Here is a 16,433-nt window from a genome sequence, read left to right on the forward strand (position 1 = left end):
ATACGTTATTTCAGGAAATATCCCAGGTTGATGACACCGAACGGTACATAGGGTGAGGTCCAGGCGTAGATTGGCTCATGAAATCCAAATTTTGTTTCATGCCCCGGGACGTTTGCCCAGGAAATAGCAACTATATTTTCATTCAACCTCAGATCAAGAAACCACCTTTTAAATTTGAAACGGTTTCCAATGGCGAAATAGCCGACCGCACTAAGATACTGATCATCGGTAGGCTGATCCGTCAATGCCTCGAACTTGAAGAAGATGCCACTATAAAGATTAAGCGCCTTCTGTTTCGACTTAAAACAATACATACCCCCGCTTTGTACAATAAACTGACCGTAATCTTTTTTTGGTGAGCCATATGATACCCTGGTTTCAACATTGTATACCTTGTTCCAGATCTTTCCAACAAAAAGGGCGAGCCCTGATTCAAGATTAGATGCGGCAGGAAGGTAGCATGTGGTAAATTTTGAGCGGATCATGGTGAACGGAGCTACCACATTAATACCCACATAATAAATTTCTTCGTCAGCCCCTTCATCCGGCATGGAGATCTGTCCGGTGGCAGTGCTGAAAAAAACGAAATGGATAAATAGTAAAGCGGAGGTTACCGGTATTCTTAAATATCTCATACGATTACTTGGTTCCAATAGTTTATTATCTGAAGCTTAGTTGAGGGTCTGGCTTTTCAAATCGCCCGGTCTTTCTATCGAGACTTATCTGAAAAACGACGCCGTTTATTTTATTCAGATCATCCGGAGGAAAAGGCCAGTCAGCATATAAATGGGTGGTCTGACTACTTTGCAGGGGTAAAATCCTGGAAGTAAGGGAAGACAATCCCATTTTCCTTTCTTCCGGGTCCGTAAGCTCCCTGAAAGTTCCCCATGCAATGACTGATTGCCAGTTGGCCATGTCTGTCTGGGTTTCAACCTCAAAGCAAACATTGGGATTTTGCCGCATAATCGACAACTTTAATCCTTCACCCGTCAGGGCATAGACATTTCCATGGTTGTATGCATAACTGGTCGGAACCACATAAGTCACCCCGTCATGATGACAACCTATCCTTCCTATCATACCATGGCTCAGCACTTCCTCGATTTCATTATCGGATAATACTCCTATCATAATTATTGTTATTTACTGGTTATCTATGAGTGATAAAGACCGGGACTTTGTGATCTGCAATTACATCGGCGATAAAACTTGATTTCAACATCCGTGAAAGACCCGACCTTCCGAAGGACCCGCAAACCAGGATGGTAGATTTTTTTTCGCTCATCCAAACGGCGAAATACTTTTTGAGATCGAGTTCAAGGTTAAGGAGACTTAGATCTGAAAAATGCCCATCTACAAGCTCCTTTATGTTTTCAGACTCGGGGGTTTTGCCTGTTGGATCCTTGGTGGCAAAAGTAAGCGTGGTGGGATTATCGACGAATTCAGGAAACAGGTAATAAAACTGTTTGATGGCAAAAACTGACGAAGCTGTTCCATCATAAGCCAGGATATTACTTGTGGGATATGAGTAAGTCTCAGGAACAACTACTACCGGACATTCCGATTCATGTAAAGCATCCTGGAGATAGAGATTTACTTCTGCCCGGCTCATGTTGGTGTAGAACGTTTCACTTCCAATTATCAGGAGGTCCGTGTACCTCGTTTCCTTTTTTAATTCAGGCAGTGCAAAATCCCAGAAATTCGTATGCACCTTGTACTCGATATTGGCTGCTCTGCATGTTTTTTCAAACCTTGCAATGTTCTGTTCGATCGCGTCAGACTCATCGGCTTCAACGAGAGGCACAAACACCGGTCCTGCAGCATTTGCATAACTCCACAAATTCGCATACTCAGTCTGAGGAAGAAAAACACCGGATAGTAAAATCGGGCTTGTTTTATGCATTTGCCTGGCAAACTCAAAAGCACCTTCTGAAAAATTACTTCCATCAAATGCGATGACGACCTTTTTCATATAATAAATTTCAAGTGAAGTTAGGCTGCGTATACCAGGATTAAAATGACGATACTTAGACGAGTAACTGACAATGATCATCCTTCAAGCTTCTGTTTACCGTATTTCTGTTTCGTTAACCTGGAATCATGAGATGTCATGAGTAATATCATGGTCAGCGCCATCATGATCGCTTATTTTTCATATTGTATCCAGAATACGTTCATCCGGAATACAAGAAGTAAAACATCAACGTATGCGCACTTTGTTCTTTCTTTTTATCGTGTTTCTCCATCCGGGCCAGTCCGCCGTAGAAGCACAACAGCTGTCATCCTTAATGTCACACGTTGAAACGCGCCGGGAGATCCCTGTACTCTGCTTCCATCATATCCGAAAAGATGCGCCAAGGCCGAACGAACTCACGATCAGTGCCGATGCCTTTCGGGCAGACATGAAAATGTTATACGATAGCGGGTTCCACTCAATATCGCCTGAGCAGTTGCTTGACTATTACAGGACCGGTAAACCACTTCCGTCGAAACCGTTTCTCCTGACCTTTGATGATGGAAATGCAGATCAGTGGGAAAATTCCATTGAAGTACTGGACGAGTATAATTTCAAGGGCCTGTTTTTTATCATGACGGTGACGGTGGGGAAAAAAAACTATTTCACTGAGGAACAGATCCGCTTATTATCACAATGGGAACATTCTATCGGGTGCCACACATGGGACCATCAAAGTGTAAATTCGTTAAAGTCAAAAGATTTGCACTGGCAGATTGAAAGGCCGAAAAAATACCTGGAGAGCCTTACGGGGATTCCCATCATTACTTTTGCTTATCCCTATGGCCAGTGGAATGAGAAGATAATACCGGGCTTGAAAAAGCAGGGCATAAAACTCGCATTCCAGTTGACTGATGATTCAAGCCCACGTTACCCCCAATACAGCATACGCAGACTCATGGTGTCCGGGAAGTGGACACCCCTGACCCTGCTAGACAAAATGAATACCGTTTTCAACACCCGGGAGCAGGTAAAATTCAGTTTACCGGCACTCAACTGACGAATTATGCCAGTGGACCCGCAAGGCATTCCAATAGTCCTGGACCCAGGCTACCTGTCTCCACAACATGGCACGGCAATGACTTTTCATAAATCATAAACCGCCTTCCAGAATGTACTGATTTGCCTTGGAAGGGTTGCAAGTCGCCTTGCTAGTCATATAAAAAAGTTCTACAAATCGAGGAATCAGGTCATTTTACCATGCCGGCATCACATTTGAATGTTTCTTTTCTGATCGGCCTTTACCAGGAAATAAAACAAATAATGATGAAAATCAACGCTCCAGTTATCGTAACATCGATAGTCACTTCCATCCTTGTCGTTAACCGTGTAATGATAGACCAGCATGATCGGTTGGACCTGGCCATGCTGATATTCTGCATCTCCCCTTTTCTGATGATCTGGCTTGTTCTCACAATCCTTAGAGATAAATCATTCAAATATCCTGAACTCCCTGCCGGCCAACATTGGGGCTACCGGGGTAAGAACAAAGATGACCTGGGTGTCTTTTAAGAGCAGCTATGGTTCGCACGAAATTCCTTCACCTGACGCCACCTGCACATATGGACTCAGATATGGGATGCCCAGGTTCAGTCCCCTGAAGATCAATAAAATGGCTACCACCGTAATAAACAATGGAACCACTCTTTTTATTCTCAACCTCGTGGTTGACCCTGGCAGACGTGCAGATATGTTTAAAGCAAACATGGCGGGGAAGGTGCCAGTTCCGAAAATAAACATGAACAACACGCTTTGTAAAACCGAATCAGTGTTCAATGCAGTGACGAGTGCGAAATAAACCATACCACAAGGCAGCAGTCCATTGGCCATCCCAAATGCAAAAAAACCAGGAATCCCTTCAATCTTCATGCTTCTCAAAACAAGCTTGTAAATAAAGGATGGATTCCCCGGGGCAAACTTTGATCCGCCACCAGGCCAGGCAATATGTTTTTGAACGAGCATTAGTAACATTATTACACCCGTAAAAATTGACAAACCCCTTTGCCAGCCAAAAATGCCCGCCCGGTATCCTGCAACACCGATCAACATCCCAAGTAAAGAATACGTAAAGACCCTGCCAAAGTTGTAACTAAGAAAAGCTATTGCTTTGCCCCCGGGCGTGAATTTATTAACGGGAAGCGCGAACGACAGCGGACCACACATCACCACGCAATGAAAACTGCTGATCAGACCCATTGAAAAAGCGGTTATATAGAACGACCAGTTTATCATCTGATGATGAGTTTTTTCTCCTGGTAATAGAAATGGCCATTGGTGTTCCATTTCAACTTGACAATATAAGCGCCCTTTTGAAAGTTATGTGAAACAAACTGAGTTGAATCATTCCCAATGTTCAATGGAACCTTCAAATCAACCGATGCATCCGGGGCAAAGTAAAAATGGCATTCTCCGGAAACATCATCAGCTTTGCCAAAATCTCCATAACTGATCAGAACTCCCTGTTCCACTTGTTTAAGCTGGATGGTATTACCCCCTTCGGCTGACCTGGCCGAACCATCAATAAGTTGCTGGTAAGCCAGCTCTTCGTCGTAATAATTGGCTGAAACCAGGTCATAATTTGTCTGGCAGCATTTATAAACCAACACGAGCATTGAAATTGCAAATGTCGTATACAATATGAAGATCTTGTTTCCCCATGATATGGTCATACCAATATATATATTTAGAGATCCGTTATTTATCGATGAATGTATATCCGGGCGACATGAAGGTTGTGTTGATAACATCCACTTGCTTTCCAGCATGATATACACCTATTTCAAGTTTGGTTTTATTTGTATATAATTCAGAGGCCGGCAATACAACAAAAAATGAACCTCCGCCCTCCTCTTCCTTTTTGATATTAAGACTTAGTCCGCCACCAACAGTCTCCACTATACCGGCCATATTCTCCAACTTAAGTGTGAGCGGGATGTCTGAGTTTGTTTTGTTAGCTACCCGGATGTTATACAAGTTTGAGACGCTATCCCCCGGCCGCTGCTGATATAACATACCAGGAGTCCTGATGATAGTGGCGTCAATATCCTTCCTGGTCATCAACAGAAACGAAAGTATAGTTAACAGGCATGCGATAATACCGGTATAGAATTTCATGCGACCCGAATAACGCAGGGGTTCATTATGTAATATTGCATTTTCCGAAGCATACCGGATCAGACCAGGTGGCCTCTTTGTTTTTTTCATGATATTATCGCAGGCATCGATGCACGCGGTACAACCAATACACTCCATCTGGGTGCCATTCCTGATGTCAATTCCAGTCGGGCAGACTTTAACGCACTGAAAACAGTCTATGCAATCACCATGTGGAACTTCTATTTTCTTAGAAAACTTCGAGCGGGGCTCGCCCCTTTTATAGTCATAGGCAACGACCATCGAATTCCTGTCAAGTAATACTCCCTGAAGCCTGCCATAGGGGCAAACGACAGTGCAGACCTGTTCCCTGAAAAAAGCATATACGCCATAGAAAACAAGGGTGAAGACAGACATCGACATGAATCCTGCCAAATGCTTACCTGGCGGAGAGGTAACTATTTCCTTTAGTTCAGTGATACCGATAAAATAGGAAAGAAAAGTATTACCGATAATAAATGAGCAAATAAGAAAGGTCAGATGTTTGGCCGTTTTTTTTACAATTTTGTCAGCGTCCCATGGGCGGCTGTTCAAAAGCTTTTGAGAAGCGGCACTGCCTTGTATCAGGAACTCAATCTTACGGAAAAACATCTCCATGAATATCGTCTGAGGACAAACCCATCCACAAAACAGCCGACCAAAGGCAGCAGTAAAGAGCACAACAAATATGATGAACGTTACCATGGTAAGTCCAAATATGAAAAAGTCCTGTGGCCAGAAGATCTTTCCAAACAATATGAATCTGGCATGCACCACATCAAGAAGAAAAAGCGGATGTTCATCAACCCTGATAAAAGGCAGCGTAAAAAACAGTATAAAAAAGATCCAGCTCATCATCGTCCGCCAGGTATAAAACCGACCCGCGGGTTGTTGTGCATAAACCCATTTACGTTTGCCACTTGCGTCAACAGTAGCTATCCGGTCACGGAAGGAAACACCAGGTATTTCAGGAGAAACTTCTTCAGACGCTTTCAGGTTCATTCGGTGCCGGATTATTGAGTGGTTAAAATCATTTTGGCTTCGGAATTTGATGAGTCGGTATCCGGGCCCACAGACGCGTCTTCTTTATATAGCTCCCCTTGCTTCTCCTTGGCATTAGGGGGATTTGTTCCGGCGATTGTTTTTATGTAGGTGGATATCTGTGCAATCTGAACCGGAGAAAGATCATCTTTCCAGCTTTTCATTCCTTTCTCTGACCAACCGTATTTTATCGATTTGAAAATGTCCTTAATACTTCCGCCATGCATCCAGTATTCATCCGTCAGATTGGGACCAACAATGCCCTCTCCCGATTTGCCATGGCAGGCTGAACAATTTAATTCGTAAACCTTTTTGCCCGCCATCAGTGCTTCTGCGCTGGTCAACATCGTTACGGTATTCTCATCCACCTGGCTAGCAGATACTTTCAGATAGGTCTCATGTTCTATGGCTGCCTGCTGCATTGCAACCTCATATTCACCTATACTTAACGGCGCACTTTCAGCAACGTGATAGCGCCACAGATACAATGCTGCCACTACAATGGTCAGGTAGAAGCCATAGAGCCACCAGGGTGGCAGGCGATTGTCAAGTTCGCGAATACCATCATAGTCATGGCCAAGATCAAGTTCAGGCTCGCGTTCACGGGGTTTGAAAGCGTTTAACCTGCCCCAGAAGGTTTTCCATTCAAGCCGGCTAAATACCCGTGGAAGTGTTTTGCGCGCAAGGGACTTTTCTTCTTTAAGTATAGTGCGAAGTTGCAGTAACAGAAATATAATCACCAACATCTGGATTGCAAATACACCCACGATCAGGTAATATGCTGTATTGCTTAACCCACCGGGATTGCCGGATACCAGATTGCTATTTATAGTCTCTTGAGCAGTTACACTATTCGCAGCGGTGACCAGCAGGATTGATATAATGATCCTGGTAATCGTGTTAACTGGCGGCGCATCTTCTACTGCAACACTATTTTCTACAACCGTCCCGGTATTATTTACGGAATATTTACCGGCTTTGTATTTAGCTGCACTCACCACGACGTTGGCAAATAAGCCAATGATCAATAAAAATATGATCATCAGAATGATCATCGTTATTACGAAGGTGCTGTTGATGGAGGCTGGCGCTTTAGGAGACCCGTTCTGGGCGAACAACTCACCTGACATCGGTATACTCAGGAACACGAACATTATTGTTTTCCTGAAAAATGACACGACCTTCATTTTTTCAATTGGTGTTGGTAACATGGAATTAATTTTAGTCTAATGGAATACGACTTATCCTGGTCAGATCATTTTTCTTAAAGCTGAATACCCAGACAAGCATCAGGAGAAAGAACAATCCGAATATAATGAACGAGGCCAGGGGGTATATGTCCACTCCGGTAATTTTCTGCAGGTAGTTGATAAATTTCATGGCTGATTTTATTTTGACGCAGTTTCTTTTTCAGCAGTTAGTTTAATGTCTTTACCAAGTCTTTGGAGGTAAGCGATCAGGGCAATGATCTCTGAGTTTTTTGGAATATTCACCCGGTCCGTTGCAAGTGTTGACTGTATGGATGTTGCCTGTGACATGAGATTATCATTCGCAATCTTATCAAAGCCCGCGGGATATGGAACACCAAGCGTCTGCATCGCACGGATCTTGCCTGGAGTTGAGGCCGTATCCAGCTTCTGCGAAATCAGCCATGGATAGGCAGGCATCACTGAGCCTGGTGACATGGAGCCCGGATCAAGCAGATGATTGAAGTGCCACGCATCGGGATACTTACCGCCTTCCCGGGCAAGATCAGGGCCGGTACGTTTCGATCCCCACTGAAACGGATGATCATACACAAATTCACCTGCTTTAGAATATTCGCCATATCGCGCAACTTCATCCCGGAATGGCCTGATCATTTGTGAATGACAGGTATAGCAACCTTCCCTGATGTAGATATCTCTTCCCTGGAGTTCCAGAGGTGTATAAGGTTTAACGCTGCTAATGGTTGGCACATTGGATTTGATAAGGAACGTTGGAATAATTTCAAGTACTCCTCCGATGCCTACTACAATCAGGCTCATAACAAGTAAAGTCATTGGCCGCTGTTCGATCCAACGGTGCCAGTATTGCCTGCCAACTTTCTCCGCTTTTATGATTGGCGCAGCTTCGGCTGCTTCATTGGCAATGAAAGAGCCTTGTGCTATTGTCTTCGCAAAATTATAAACCATGATCAATGCCCCGATAATGTATAAAGTACCCCCGACGCTTCGCGTGATATACATCGGGATAATATGGGTAACCGTTTCAAGGAACTGGAACTTCAGCTGCCCTTCAGCAGAAAATGTTTTCCACATTTGCGCCTGTGTAAAGCCCGCCCAGTAAAGGGGAACTGCATAGATAATGATGCCTATGGTTCCAAGCCAGAAGTGGTTGTTAGCCAGTTTTTTTGAATAAAGCGTAGTGCCCCACATTTTTGGAATCATCCAATAAAGCATCCCAAAGGCCATAAAACCATTCCAGCCAAGCCCACCGATATGCACGTGAGCGATGATCCAGTCGGTATAGTGCGCTATGGCACTTACATTTTTTAGTGAAAGCAAAGGACCTTCAAAAGTGGCCATACCATAACAGGTAACCGCAACTACAAAAAATTTCAGGACAGGTTCGTCTCTCACCTTATCCCAGGCACCACGCAATGTAAACAGTCCGTTTAACATTCCACCCCAGCTTGGCGCTATCAACATTATTGAGAAAACGGTCCCAAGCGATTGGGCCCAATCAGGCAAAGCTGTATATAAAAGATGGTGCGGCCCTGCCCATATATAAATGAAGATGAGTGACCAGAAGTGAATAATGGATAGCCTGTAAGAATATACCGGCCGGTTTGCTGCCTTAGGTAAAAAATAATACATAAGACCGAGGATGGGAGTGGTCAGAAAAAATGCGACAGCGTTATGTCCATACCACCATTGAACAAGTGCGTCCTGCACCCCGGCGTACCAGCTATAACTTTTTAGAAATGAAACGGGAATCTCAAATGAGTTGACTATATGTAACATAGCCACGGTTACCCAGGTGGCAATATAAAACCAGATAGCAACGTATAAGTGTTTTTCCCTTCTCTTGATAATGGTACCAAACAGATTAATGCCAAACACTACCCAGATCAGGGTAATTGCTATATCGATCGGCCATTCAAGTTCTGCATATTCCTTACCTGTAGTATATCCGCCAAGTAATGTGAGTGCAGCTGCGACAATGATCAGCTGCCAGCCGAAAAAATGTATCCAGCTAAGGCGATCGCTGAACATGCGCGCCTTACAAAGCCTCTGCAAAGAATAATATACACCGGTAAAGATGCAGTTACCTACAAAAGCAAAGATCACAGCGTTGGTGTGTAGTGGCCTTATCCTTCCAAACGTAGTAGGTGCAAGGTTCATCGAAGTGCCAGGTGCATACAGCTGAATGGCTGCATATAGGCCGGCCAGCATTCCGACTATCACCCAAAGAATTGTTGCATAAGCAAACCAATTTACAATTTTATTGTCGTAATAGAATTTTTCGATCTGCATCTCCAGGTTGCGGTTTAGTTTGGTTATTTAGATTGATTTATAGCTTCATTATTGTCGACACTTTTCACCTTATCATCGAATAATATTCTTACGGCAGGAGAAAAGTCGTCTTCAAACTGGCTGGTCCTTATACACCAGATGAATGCCCCGAGGAAAAGAGCTGATACCAGCACACCGACCAACAGGAGTATTATGATCACATTCATTTTGCGGTTTATTTTGTAAAAGTATCAGGAGGGAATCTTGATAGATATGATTTCCGTCAGACAGCCGATTGATAGATATCAGTCATTGCACTCAAAAGCGTTCAGTACCTTATTGATGTATTTTTTGGCTTATGAAAGTTTCAGACCAGCCCTGTAGGCCGACAGATGGGTTGCAGCATAACTTATCAGAAGGATGCTGATAGTACTGGCCGGCATGAGCATGGCTGCAACAACGGGCACAAGCATTCCTTTAAGCGCAAGCGTGAGACCAACGATATTATATAACAAAGAGACCACGAAGCTGGCATGAACGATCCTCTTGTTGGTCTTGCACAACTGAAAGAAGGCTGGCAAGTTCACGAAACCAGTTGCATCAAGAATCGCATCGCTCGCAGGGGTGAAATTGTTTCGGTTTTCGGTAACTGCAACGCCCGTTTCGCTCTGCATCAGCGCTCCGGCATCATTTAGTCCGTCGCCTATCATAATCACCCGCTTTTTCTGAGCCTGCAGATTGCGGATATATTCAAGTTTATCCTGGGGAGAGAGACTGAATGAAATTGTTGGTTTGTTCCCTGCTAGTTCTCTCAGCGTTGTTAGTTCCCTGTCATTATCGCCCGAAATGATGGAAATACCATACCTGGCAGAAAGATTACTGAACACCGAACTAACCGGTTTTCTATAACGATTTTTCAATTCAAAATATCCGGCTGTTAACCCGTCAAAAGAAACATATGTTCCCGTTGGGTGCTTGCGACCGGAGAGCCCGTGCACAAATTCATAATTCCCGACCATCACTTTTAGGCCGGCTACTTCGCCCCTGATTCCTTTTCCGGGAAAGGATTGTATAGAGCTCGCTTTCATCTTGTCGTTACAGGGATATTCCGACACAATCGCCCGGCAAACAGGATGCGCGGATTCTCCGGCAACCGCGGTTAGAGCATGTTGCTGGAGGATTGAGAGTGGGTTGCCATGGTAAGCTATCTTATCAGGTGAAATGGATGTAAGGGTACCAGTCTTGTCAAAAGCGATATGATCTGCATTTGCAATGTCTTCAATCACCTGTGCAGAACGTAGATAAAAACGATTGACACCGAATATTTTCAATATGTAGGCGTTTGTGAACGTACTCGAAAGTAATAACGCGCATGGACAAGCGATGATCAAAACAGCTGTGACTACACTGATCACTTTATCGCTATCATAAATCGCCCAATAAACGGCGCCGGCTGCTGCGACGCCGAATACGATATAAGTAAAATACCTGCTGATTAAATGCACAAAGGAAGACCGCTCTGTGATATTTTTCTCTTTGAAGCTGTTCCGGGACCATAACGATGTCAGATAACTTTGGTCGACGGGCTTCATGGTCATCACTTCAATGGCAGTCCCGATTACCTTCCCCCCCGCATACACCTGTTGTCCCGTTTCAACCGGGACGGCCTCGGCCTCCCCTGTAACAAATCCGTAATCCAACATCGCACTACCTCTTGAAACAATACCGTCTACAGGTATCAATTCATTGTCGTAGACCAGCAAGGTATCCCCGGTTTTGATCTCAGGAAGTGTTACGGGTTCTTTACCACTGGGTGTTACCCTGGTGACGGCTATCGGAAAATAGGATTTATAATCCCTGTCGAATGACAACTCCTCGTAAGTTTTCCGCTGAAGAAATCTCCCAATCAACATAAAAAAAACGATTCCCGATAAAGAATCAAGGTAGCCTGAGCCAGTAGCCGTAAAAATTTCAAAGCAGCTCCGTCCGAAGGTGACGATTATTGCAAGAGCAATAGGTGCGTCAATATTCAGGAAACGATTCCTGAGTCCTTCCCATCCGGACTTCAAAAATGGCAATGCTGAAAAGGTAACTACCGGTATTGCCAGGATCAGGCTGAGCCACCTGAACACAATAAGTAACTTTTCATCTGAACCGTTCAGACCAAGATATTCAGGAAAACTCATCAGCATGATATTTCCAAAACAAAATGCTGCGACTCCTAATTGAAGTCGCAGCTGACGGTCCGGGGATGACTGTTTAAGGGTAAGATTTTCCAGAGACAGCCGGGGCTCATACCCGATACGGCTGAGCAATATGACTAACTCCCGTAATGGCAACCTGTGATGCTCAAACACAAGCGTGGCTTTCTTTTGTGGAAAGTTGACTATACATTGGCGGATAGCATTATTTATCCGGGGAAGATTCTCGAGCAAATAAAGACAGGAACTGCAGTGAATGCGGGGAATCTCCAGGGTAACGTGCGTCTCTTCGTCGCTTTTAAATGAGATCAGCCTCGACTCAACGGAGGCCAGCCCCAGGAAATCAAATTGCCCGGCCCGGCCCGGTTTCACAGCTGCCCTCCCGCCTGGCTCTTCGAAATCATAGTATCCTGTCAGCCCCTTCTCTCTAAGCAGTGAATAAACCATGCAACAGCCTTCACAACAAAAGACATGCTTTTCGATCATGATCTCTTTGTTGTCACAAAAGTCGCCGCAGTGAAAACATTTCACCCTGGCGGAAACCAACAATTCCGGCATATAAACATTTAAAGCGCAAAGTATAAGAGAAAATTACTGGCTAAAGCTGAGGATTTTCAGCTTGTAATATGATTTTTATCAGTTACTAATTGCTTGCTTTTGATTTGAAGTAAACTCTTTGATCGCGTCTGCCAATGCCCTCACATTCTCCTTTTTCACGTCATTAAAGTCGGTGGACATCTCATGTTTTTTTTCAGGGGACTTTTGCATCATGGCACCAAGCCGGAGCAAAATCTTGTGCTGCAGACTAAGCTCTTTAAAAACAACCTTGCCGCGAAGGAAAAACACCCTTGTATTTGGCACGATGATCTCAGGAACATTGTTCGAGATAATCTGATGTTGGACAACCTCATCTGAACAGGCATCTCCGCATACGATGAACAAAAACAACTTTTTGGTGCTAAGCTCACTGGCATAAAGCTGCAAAAATTTTTTTAGCAGTAGTTTTCCAATATACACAGGCGTTCCAATCAGCAGATAGTCATACTGGCAAATAATGTCCGAATTGACCGCTGCTGCAGGGATCACAGGAATATTGAATTCCCCCGAAAGCATTTCCGCATACTTGCGTGTTGCACCATAATGGCTTTTGAAAATTATTGCTCCTTTCATGGTATTAATTTTTAAAGAAGACTAAGTGTGAGCAATAAACAGGGGTAACTTCAGCTCATGCATCAACACATCTGCCAGACTGGGCCTGAGCCATCTGGAGAAGTTACCTCTCCGGTACGCACCGAGTACAAGCATCGTGTTCTCTGCATAGCGAAAATGTTTGACGAGTTCGTTTTCGGGTATGCCTTCCAGGGTTACATATCTCGCCCTTGGAAAATGACGTTTCATGAATTCTTTGAACAGATGAGAATGTGGTATATGGCTCTCGTTTTTGCTGCGCGTATTAACCGTTACCACCTCACTGGGTTTATCCATTAAACCCGGGAAGAGATAACTGAATGTCCGTATGGCGTGAACGGAAGAAGCACCACCGTCATAGAGGAAAGAGAGCGAATCGATTGGTTCATATTCATCAGGTATCACCATTACCGGGCATTGTGTTTCGCTCAATAACGAGCGTATAAAACGGGTGGGTTTATTTTCAGAATAACTTGTCAGGGTTTCGCTGCCGTTTATCAGTATCAGGTCGGCAAATACACTTTCATGCAGCAATTCAGTTATAGCTATGTTCCTGTCATGGTGAATGCTGAAGGATATGCCAGACTGGTCGCAAATTCGCTGAAAATCCTCAGCTGCACTGATTCGCATCCTGTTGTCCTTCGCCTCGAGTTCGTCAATCCTTTCGTTGGCGTCACCACCTTCTCCCACCAGGTCATACATCTTAAAACTGTGATAGGTAATATCATCGAGGAATACGCCAACGAGGTGGGCGCCGGATTGTTTGGCAAGATATATTGCAGTTTTATAAGTACTTGTTGAATATTTGAGGCTGTCGACAGCGACTATAAATTTTTTCATGAAGAAAGTCTTGAGAAATTAGTATAAATATGTCAGTATAAATATCGTGAGCAGTACCCCTGACAACTATGATGATGATTAGTACACGGAATGACTTTCATCAAGCATCCACGCGCAACTTCAACTCAGCCTTATTAACGTTTTCGATTCCCTTCAAAATGGCATCGGGGCTAAATGAAATACTATTAATGCCTTTTTCAACAAGGAACTTGGCAAACTCCGGGAAATCGCTTGGTGCCTGTCCGCAAAGTCCGATCTTTCTGCCCATGACTTTCGCCTTTTCAATTGCCATAGCGATCAGGAACTTGACTGACTTATTCTGTTCAGTGAACAGATCGGCGACCAGTGCAGAGTCCCGATCGATACCCAGTGTCAGTTGTGTGAGATCATTGGAGCCAATCGAAAATCCATCAAATAGGCGCCCGAAGTCTTCGCCTTCAATAATATTGGCTGGAATCTCAGCCATTACATAGATTTCCAAAGACTTGTCCTTTTGCCGGTTCAACCCAAACTCCTGCATCACATTGATCACTTTCTCACCTTCCTCAATGGTCCGGCAGAAAGGAATCATTACTTTGACGTTATTGAGTCCCATTTCATCTCTTACGGATCTTATGGCTTCACATTCCAGTCTGAACCCTTCCCTGTAGCGTGGATCATAATACCTGGAAGCACCCCTGAATCCAATCATTGGATTTTCTTCATGTGGTTCGAAGTCTTTTCCACCAAGAAGATTGGCATATTCATTCGTCTTAAAATCACTCATCCTTACAATTACATCTTTGGGATAGAACGCAGCGGCGATAGTGGCTATTCCCTGTGCAAGTTTTTCAATAAAAAATTGTTTCTTGTCCTGGTAACCATGAGTAAGTGTTTCGATCTGCCTGATTACAGCCGGGTCCGTCAGCTCGTTAAACTTTACCAGCGCCATCGGATGGATCTGGATAAAATGAGTAATGATAAACTCGATGCGCATAAGCCCCACCCCGCTATTCGGATAGAACGAAAGTTTAAATGCTTTCTCCGGGTCCGCCATAATCATCATCACTTCGGTGAGATCAGGCATTTTGACATTGCTGAAATCTATGTCTGTCTGTTGATATTCGAGTTTATCCTGGTAGACATAACCTGTGCGGCCCTCAGCACATGAAACAGTGATCATCGAACCATCTGCAATTTTTTCGGTGGCATCGCCAGTGCCGACGATTGCAGGTACTCCGAGTTCCCGCGCCACTATTGAAGCGTGACTGGTTCGTCCACCTTTGTTGGTGATAATTGCTGCTGCCTTTTTAAGAATAGGGTCCCAGTCAGGGCTGGTAAGGTCCGTGATAACAATTTCACCGTCCTGTAATTTATCAGCCTCCGCTGGTGAAGACAGCACCCTCGCTATGCCGGAGGTTATCTTTGATCCTATTGCTTCCCCCACGGTTAACTTTGTACCCATTTGCAGAAGCTGGTAATCCTGGACAATTAACGGGTTTTTTCTTGAATGAACCGTCTCTGGCCGCGCCTGGATAATGAATAATTCACCGGTGAAGCCGTCTTTGGCCCATTCTATATCCATTGGTTTACCATAATGTTCTTCAATCAGCATCGCCCATTTTGAGAGCCTGGTGATCTCTGTATCTGACAATACAAATTGATGACGTTTATTTTCAGGGGTAACAAGGTTGACCGTAGAATTTCCGGTTCCGGCCCTGTCACCATAGACCATCATTTTTTCTTTGGCTCCGAGTTGTTTCTGGATAATAGCATTCTTACCGGAAATGAGGGTTGGTTTGAAGACAAAAAACTGGTCAGGCGTGACAGTTCCCTGAACGATATTCTCTCCAAGCCCCCAGACGCCCGACAGGTGAATAATATTGCGGAAACCAGATTCGGGTTCCAGTGTAAATCCGATACCTGAAGAAGCCTTATCGGACCTTACCATACGTTGTATGCCCACAGATAATGCAATCTTCGAATGATCAAAGCTCTTGTCTTCCCTGTATTTTATAGCGCGGTCGGTATATAGCGATGCAAAGCAAAGCTGCACTGATTTTAATAACTGTTCATCCCCGTTTATATTCAGAAATGACTCATGTTGCCCGGCAAAACTGGCATCAGGCAAGTCCTCCGCAGTTGCGCTGCTTCTTACTGCTACGTCTGCAGGAATATCACCGGATAAACGCTGATATGCAGCTAAGACAGAAGTGCTAAGTTCACCAGGCATGCGACCTTTCATTATCAGTTCCCTGGCTGCAAGTCCAATATCCCGCAGATTTGAGAAAGTCTTTTTGTCGAGTTGCAACATCAAACCATTCAATCTGCTCCTGAGGTCGTTGCGATCAATGAAAAGCCAATAGCCCGCTGCAGTAACCGCAAATCCGTCCGGGATGTTAACACCCTCTGCTCTCAGGGTTGAATACATTTCTCCTAATGACGCATTTTTTCCACCAACAAGGCCAACATCGTCGATATGTATCTCATCGAATCTTTTTATTAGTTGTTCCATATTCCAGATTTACCAGTTAGATCATA

The 16,433-nt window shown here is 44.2% G+C and carries 16 protein-coding genes; 2 read left to right on the forward strand and 14 right to left on the reverse strand.

What is annotated here, in order from left to right; all coding sequences use genetic code 11:
• Nucleotides 1–5: 5 nt before the first annotated feature.
• Genes ACX0G7_RS01780 through ACX0G7_RS01790 form a run of 3 tightly spaced genes read right to left on the reverse strand, consistent with a single transcriptional unit; the run spans nt 6 to nt 1,972 of the window.
• Nucleotides 6–635 (reverse strand): hypothetical protein, encoded by a 630-nt coding sequence (locus ACX0G7_RS01780; protein ID WP_458921690.1) that lies wholly within the window; start codon nt 633–635, stop codon nt 6–8.
• Between the two features lie 25 nt (nt 636–660).
• A complete protein-coding gene (locus tag ACX0G7_RS01785; protein WP_458921691.1) occupies nt 661–1,131 on the reverse strand; it encodes a pyridoxamine 5'-phosphate oxidase family protein in 471 nt (156 codons plus the stop codon).
• 19 nt (nt 1,132–1,150) lie between these two features.
• Nucleotides 1,151–1,972: an adenine nucleotide alpha hydrolase family protein gene (locus ACX0G7_RS01790; protein ID WP_458921692.1), complete on the reverse strand. Its 822-nt coding sequence runs from the start codon at nt 1,970–1,972 to the stop codon at nt 1,151–1,153.
• A gap of 235 nt (nt 1,973–2,207) precedes the next feature.
• Here ACX0G7_RS01790 and ACX0G7_RS01795 point away from each other — a divergent pair, with 235 nt between their 5' ends.
• Nucleotides 2,208–3,014, forward strand: coding sequence for a polysaccharide deacetylase family protein (locus ACX0G7_RS01795; protein ID WP_458921693.1), 807 nt, complete (start codon nt 2,208–2,210; stop codon nt 3,012–3,014).
• 266 nt (nt 3,015–3,280) lie between these two features.
• Nucleotides 3,281–3,526 carry a hypothetical protein gene (locus ACX0G7_RS01800; RefSeq protein WP_458921694.1) on the forward strand — a complete coding sequence of 82 codons (246 nt, stop codon included), beginning with the start codon at nt 3,281–3,283 and terminating at the stop codon, nt 3,524–3,526.
• 6 nt (nt 3,527–3,532) lie between these two features.
• Here the strand turns inward: ACX0G7_RS01800 and ACX0G7_RS01805 are convergent, their stop codons facing one another.
• The 11 genes from ACX0G7_RS01805 to ppsA all read right to left on the reverse strand — a co-directional run bounded on the left by ACX0G7_RS01805 (nt 3,533) and on the right by ppsA (nt 16,407).
• On the reverse strand, nt 3,533–4,246 hold the full coding sequence (locus ACX0G7_RS01805; protein ID WP_458921695.1) for a sulfite exporter TauE/SafE family protein: 714 nt from the start codon (nt 4,244–4,246) through the stop codon (nt 3,533–3,535).
• A complete protein-coding gene (locus ACX0G7_RS01810) occupies nt 4,243–4,683 on the reverse strand; it encodes a FixH family protein (RefSeq protein ID WP_458921696.1) in 441 nt (146 codons plus the stop codon). The genes ACX0G7_RS01805 and ACX0G7_RS01810 overlap by 4 nt, the downstream gene beginning before the upstream one ends.
• Nucleotides 4,684–4,708: 25 nt before the next feature.
• Nucleotides 4,709–6,148 (reverse strand): cytochrome c oxidase accessory protein CcoG, encoded by a 1,440-nt coding sequence (gene ccoG, locus ACX0G7_RS01815; RefSeq protein ID WP_458921697.1) that lies wholly within the window; start codon nt 6,146–6,148, stop codon nt 4,709–4,711.
• A gap of 11 nt (nt 6,149–6,159) precedes the next feature.
• Nucleotides 6,160–7,398: a cbb3-type cytochrome c oxidase N-terminal domain-containing protein gene (locus ACX0G7_RS01820; RefSeq protein ID WP_458921698.1), complete on the reverse strand. Its 1,239-nt coding sequence runs from the start codon at nt 7,396–7,398 to the stop codon at nt 6,160–6,162.
• Between the two features lie 10 nt (nt 7,399–7,408).
• Nucleotides 7,409–7,567, reverse strand: coding sequence for a CcoQ/FixQ family Cbb3-type cytochrome c oxidase assembly chaperone (locus ACX0G7_RS01825; protein WP_458921699.1), 159 nt, complete (start codon nt 7,565–7,567; stop codon nt 7,409–7,411).
• Between the two features lie 8 nt (nt 7,568–7,575).
• A complete protein-coding gene (gene ccoN / locus ACX0G7_RS01830) occupies nt 7,576–9,705 on the reverse strand; it encodes a cytochrome-c oxidase, cbb3-type subunit I (RefSeq protein WP_458921700.1) in 2,130 nt (709 codons plus the stop codon).
• Between the two features lie 23 nt (nt 9,706–9,728).
• Nucleotides 9,729–9,911, reverse strand: coding sequence for a cbb3-type cytochrome oxidase assembly protein CcoS (gene ccoS / locus ACX0G7_RS01835; RefSeq protein ID WP_458921701.1), 183 nt, complete (start codon nt 9,909–9,911; stop codon nt 9,729–9,731).
• Nucleotides 9,912–10,040: 129 nt separating this feature from the next.
• Nucleotides 10,041–12,443 carry a heavy metal translocating P-type ATPase gene (locus ACX0G7_RS01840; protein ID WP_458921702.1) on the reverse strand — a complete coding sequence of 801 codons (2,403 nt, stop codon included), beginning with the start codon at nt 12,441–12,443 and terminating at the stop codon, nt 10,041–10,043.
• Between the two features lie 78 nt (nt 12,444–12,521).
• On the reverse strand, nt 12,522–13,055 hold the full coding sequence (locus ACX0G7_RS01845) for a flavodoxin domain-containing protein (RefSeq protein WP_458921703.1): 534 nt from the start codon (nt 13,053–13,055) through the stop codon (nt 12,522–12,524).
• Nucleotides 13,056–13,076: 21 nt separating this feature from the next.
• Entirely contained in the window at nt 13,077–13,913 is an 837-nt protein-coding gene (locus ACX0G7_RS01850) for a universal stress protein (protein ID WP_458921704.1), read from the reverse strand.
• A gap of 100 nt (nt 13,914–14,013) precedes the next feature.
• Nucleotides 14,014–16,407 (reverse strand): phosphoenolpyruvate synthase, encoded by a 2,394-nt coding sequence (gene ppsA / locus ACX0G7_RS01855; RefSeq protein WP_458921705.1) that lies wholly within the window; start codon nt 16,405–16,407, stop codon nt 14,014–14,016.
• Nucleotides 16,408–16,433: the final 26 nt, after the last annotated feature.

The sequence above is a fragment of the Flavitalea antarctica genome (genome assembly GCF_054461535.1).

Bases quoted from the DNA above. Each gene is read 5' to 3' on its own strand.
- ACX0G7_RS01780 (WP_458921690.1), bottom strand. From the start codon at position 635: ATGAGATATTTAAGAATACCGGTAACCTCCGCTTTACTATTTATCCAT.
- ACX0G7_RS01785 (WP_458921691.1), bottom strand. From the start codon at position 1,131: ATGATAGGAGTATTATCCGATAATGAAATCGAGGAAGTGCTGAGCCAT.
- ACX0G7_RS01790 (WP_458921692.1), bottom strand. From the start codon at position 1,972: ATGAAAAAGGTCGTCATCGCATTTGATGGAAGTAATTTTTCAGAAGGT.
- ACX0G7_RS01795 (WP_458921693.1), top strand. From the start codon at position 2,208: ATGCGCACTTTGTTCTTTCTTTTTATCGTGTTTCTCCATCCGGGCCAG.
- ACX0G7_RS01800 (WP_458921694.1), top strand. From the start codon at position 3,281: ATGAAAATCAACGCTCCAGTTATCGTAACATCGATAGTCACTTCCATC.
- ACX0G7_RS01805 (WP_458921695.1), bottom strand. From the start codon at position 4,246: ATGATAAACTGGTCGTTCTATATAACCGCTTTTTCAATGGGTCTGATC.
- ACX0G7_RS01810 (WP_458921696.1), bottom strand. From the start codon at position 4,683: ATGACCATATCATGGGGAAACAAGATCTTCATATTGTATACGACATTT.
- ccoG (WP_458921697.1), bottom strand. From the start codon at position 6,148: ATGAACCTGAAAGCGTCTGAAGAAGTTTCTCCTGAAATACCTGGTGTT.
- ACX0G7_RS01820 (WP_458921698.1), bottom strand. From the start codon at position 7,398: ATGTTACCAACACCAATTGAAAAAATGAAGGTCGTGTCATTTTTCAGG.
- ACX0G7_RS01825 (WP_458921699.1), bottom strand. From the start codon at position 7,567: ATGAAATTTATCAACTACCTGCAGAAAATTACCGGAGTGGACATATAC.
- ccoN (WP_458921700.1), bottom strand. From the start codon at position 9,705: ATGCAGATCGAAAAATTCTATTACGACAATAAAATTGTAAATTGGTTT.
- ccoS (WP_458921701.1), bottom strand. From the start codon at position 9,911: ATGAATGTGATCATAATACTCCTGTTGGTCGGTGTGCTGGTATCAGCT.
- ACX0G7_RS01840 (WP_458921702.1), bottom strand. From the start codon at position 12,443: ATGCCGGAATTGTTGGTTTCCGCCAGGGTGAAATGTTTTCACTGCGGC.
- ACX0G7_RS01845 (WP_458921703.1), bottom strand. From the start codon at position 13,055: ATGAAAGGAGCAATAATTTTCAAAAGCCATTATGGTGCAACACGCAAG.
- ACX0G7_RS01850 (WP_458921704.1), bottom strand. From the start codon at position 13,913: ATGAAAAAATTTATAGTCGCTGTCGACAGCCTCAAATATTCAACAAGT.
- ppsA (WP_458921705.1), bottom strand. From the start codon at position 16,407: ATGGAACAACTAATAAAAAGATTCGATGAGATACATATCGACGATGTT.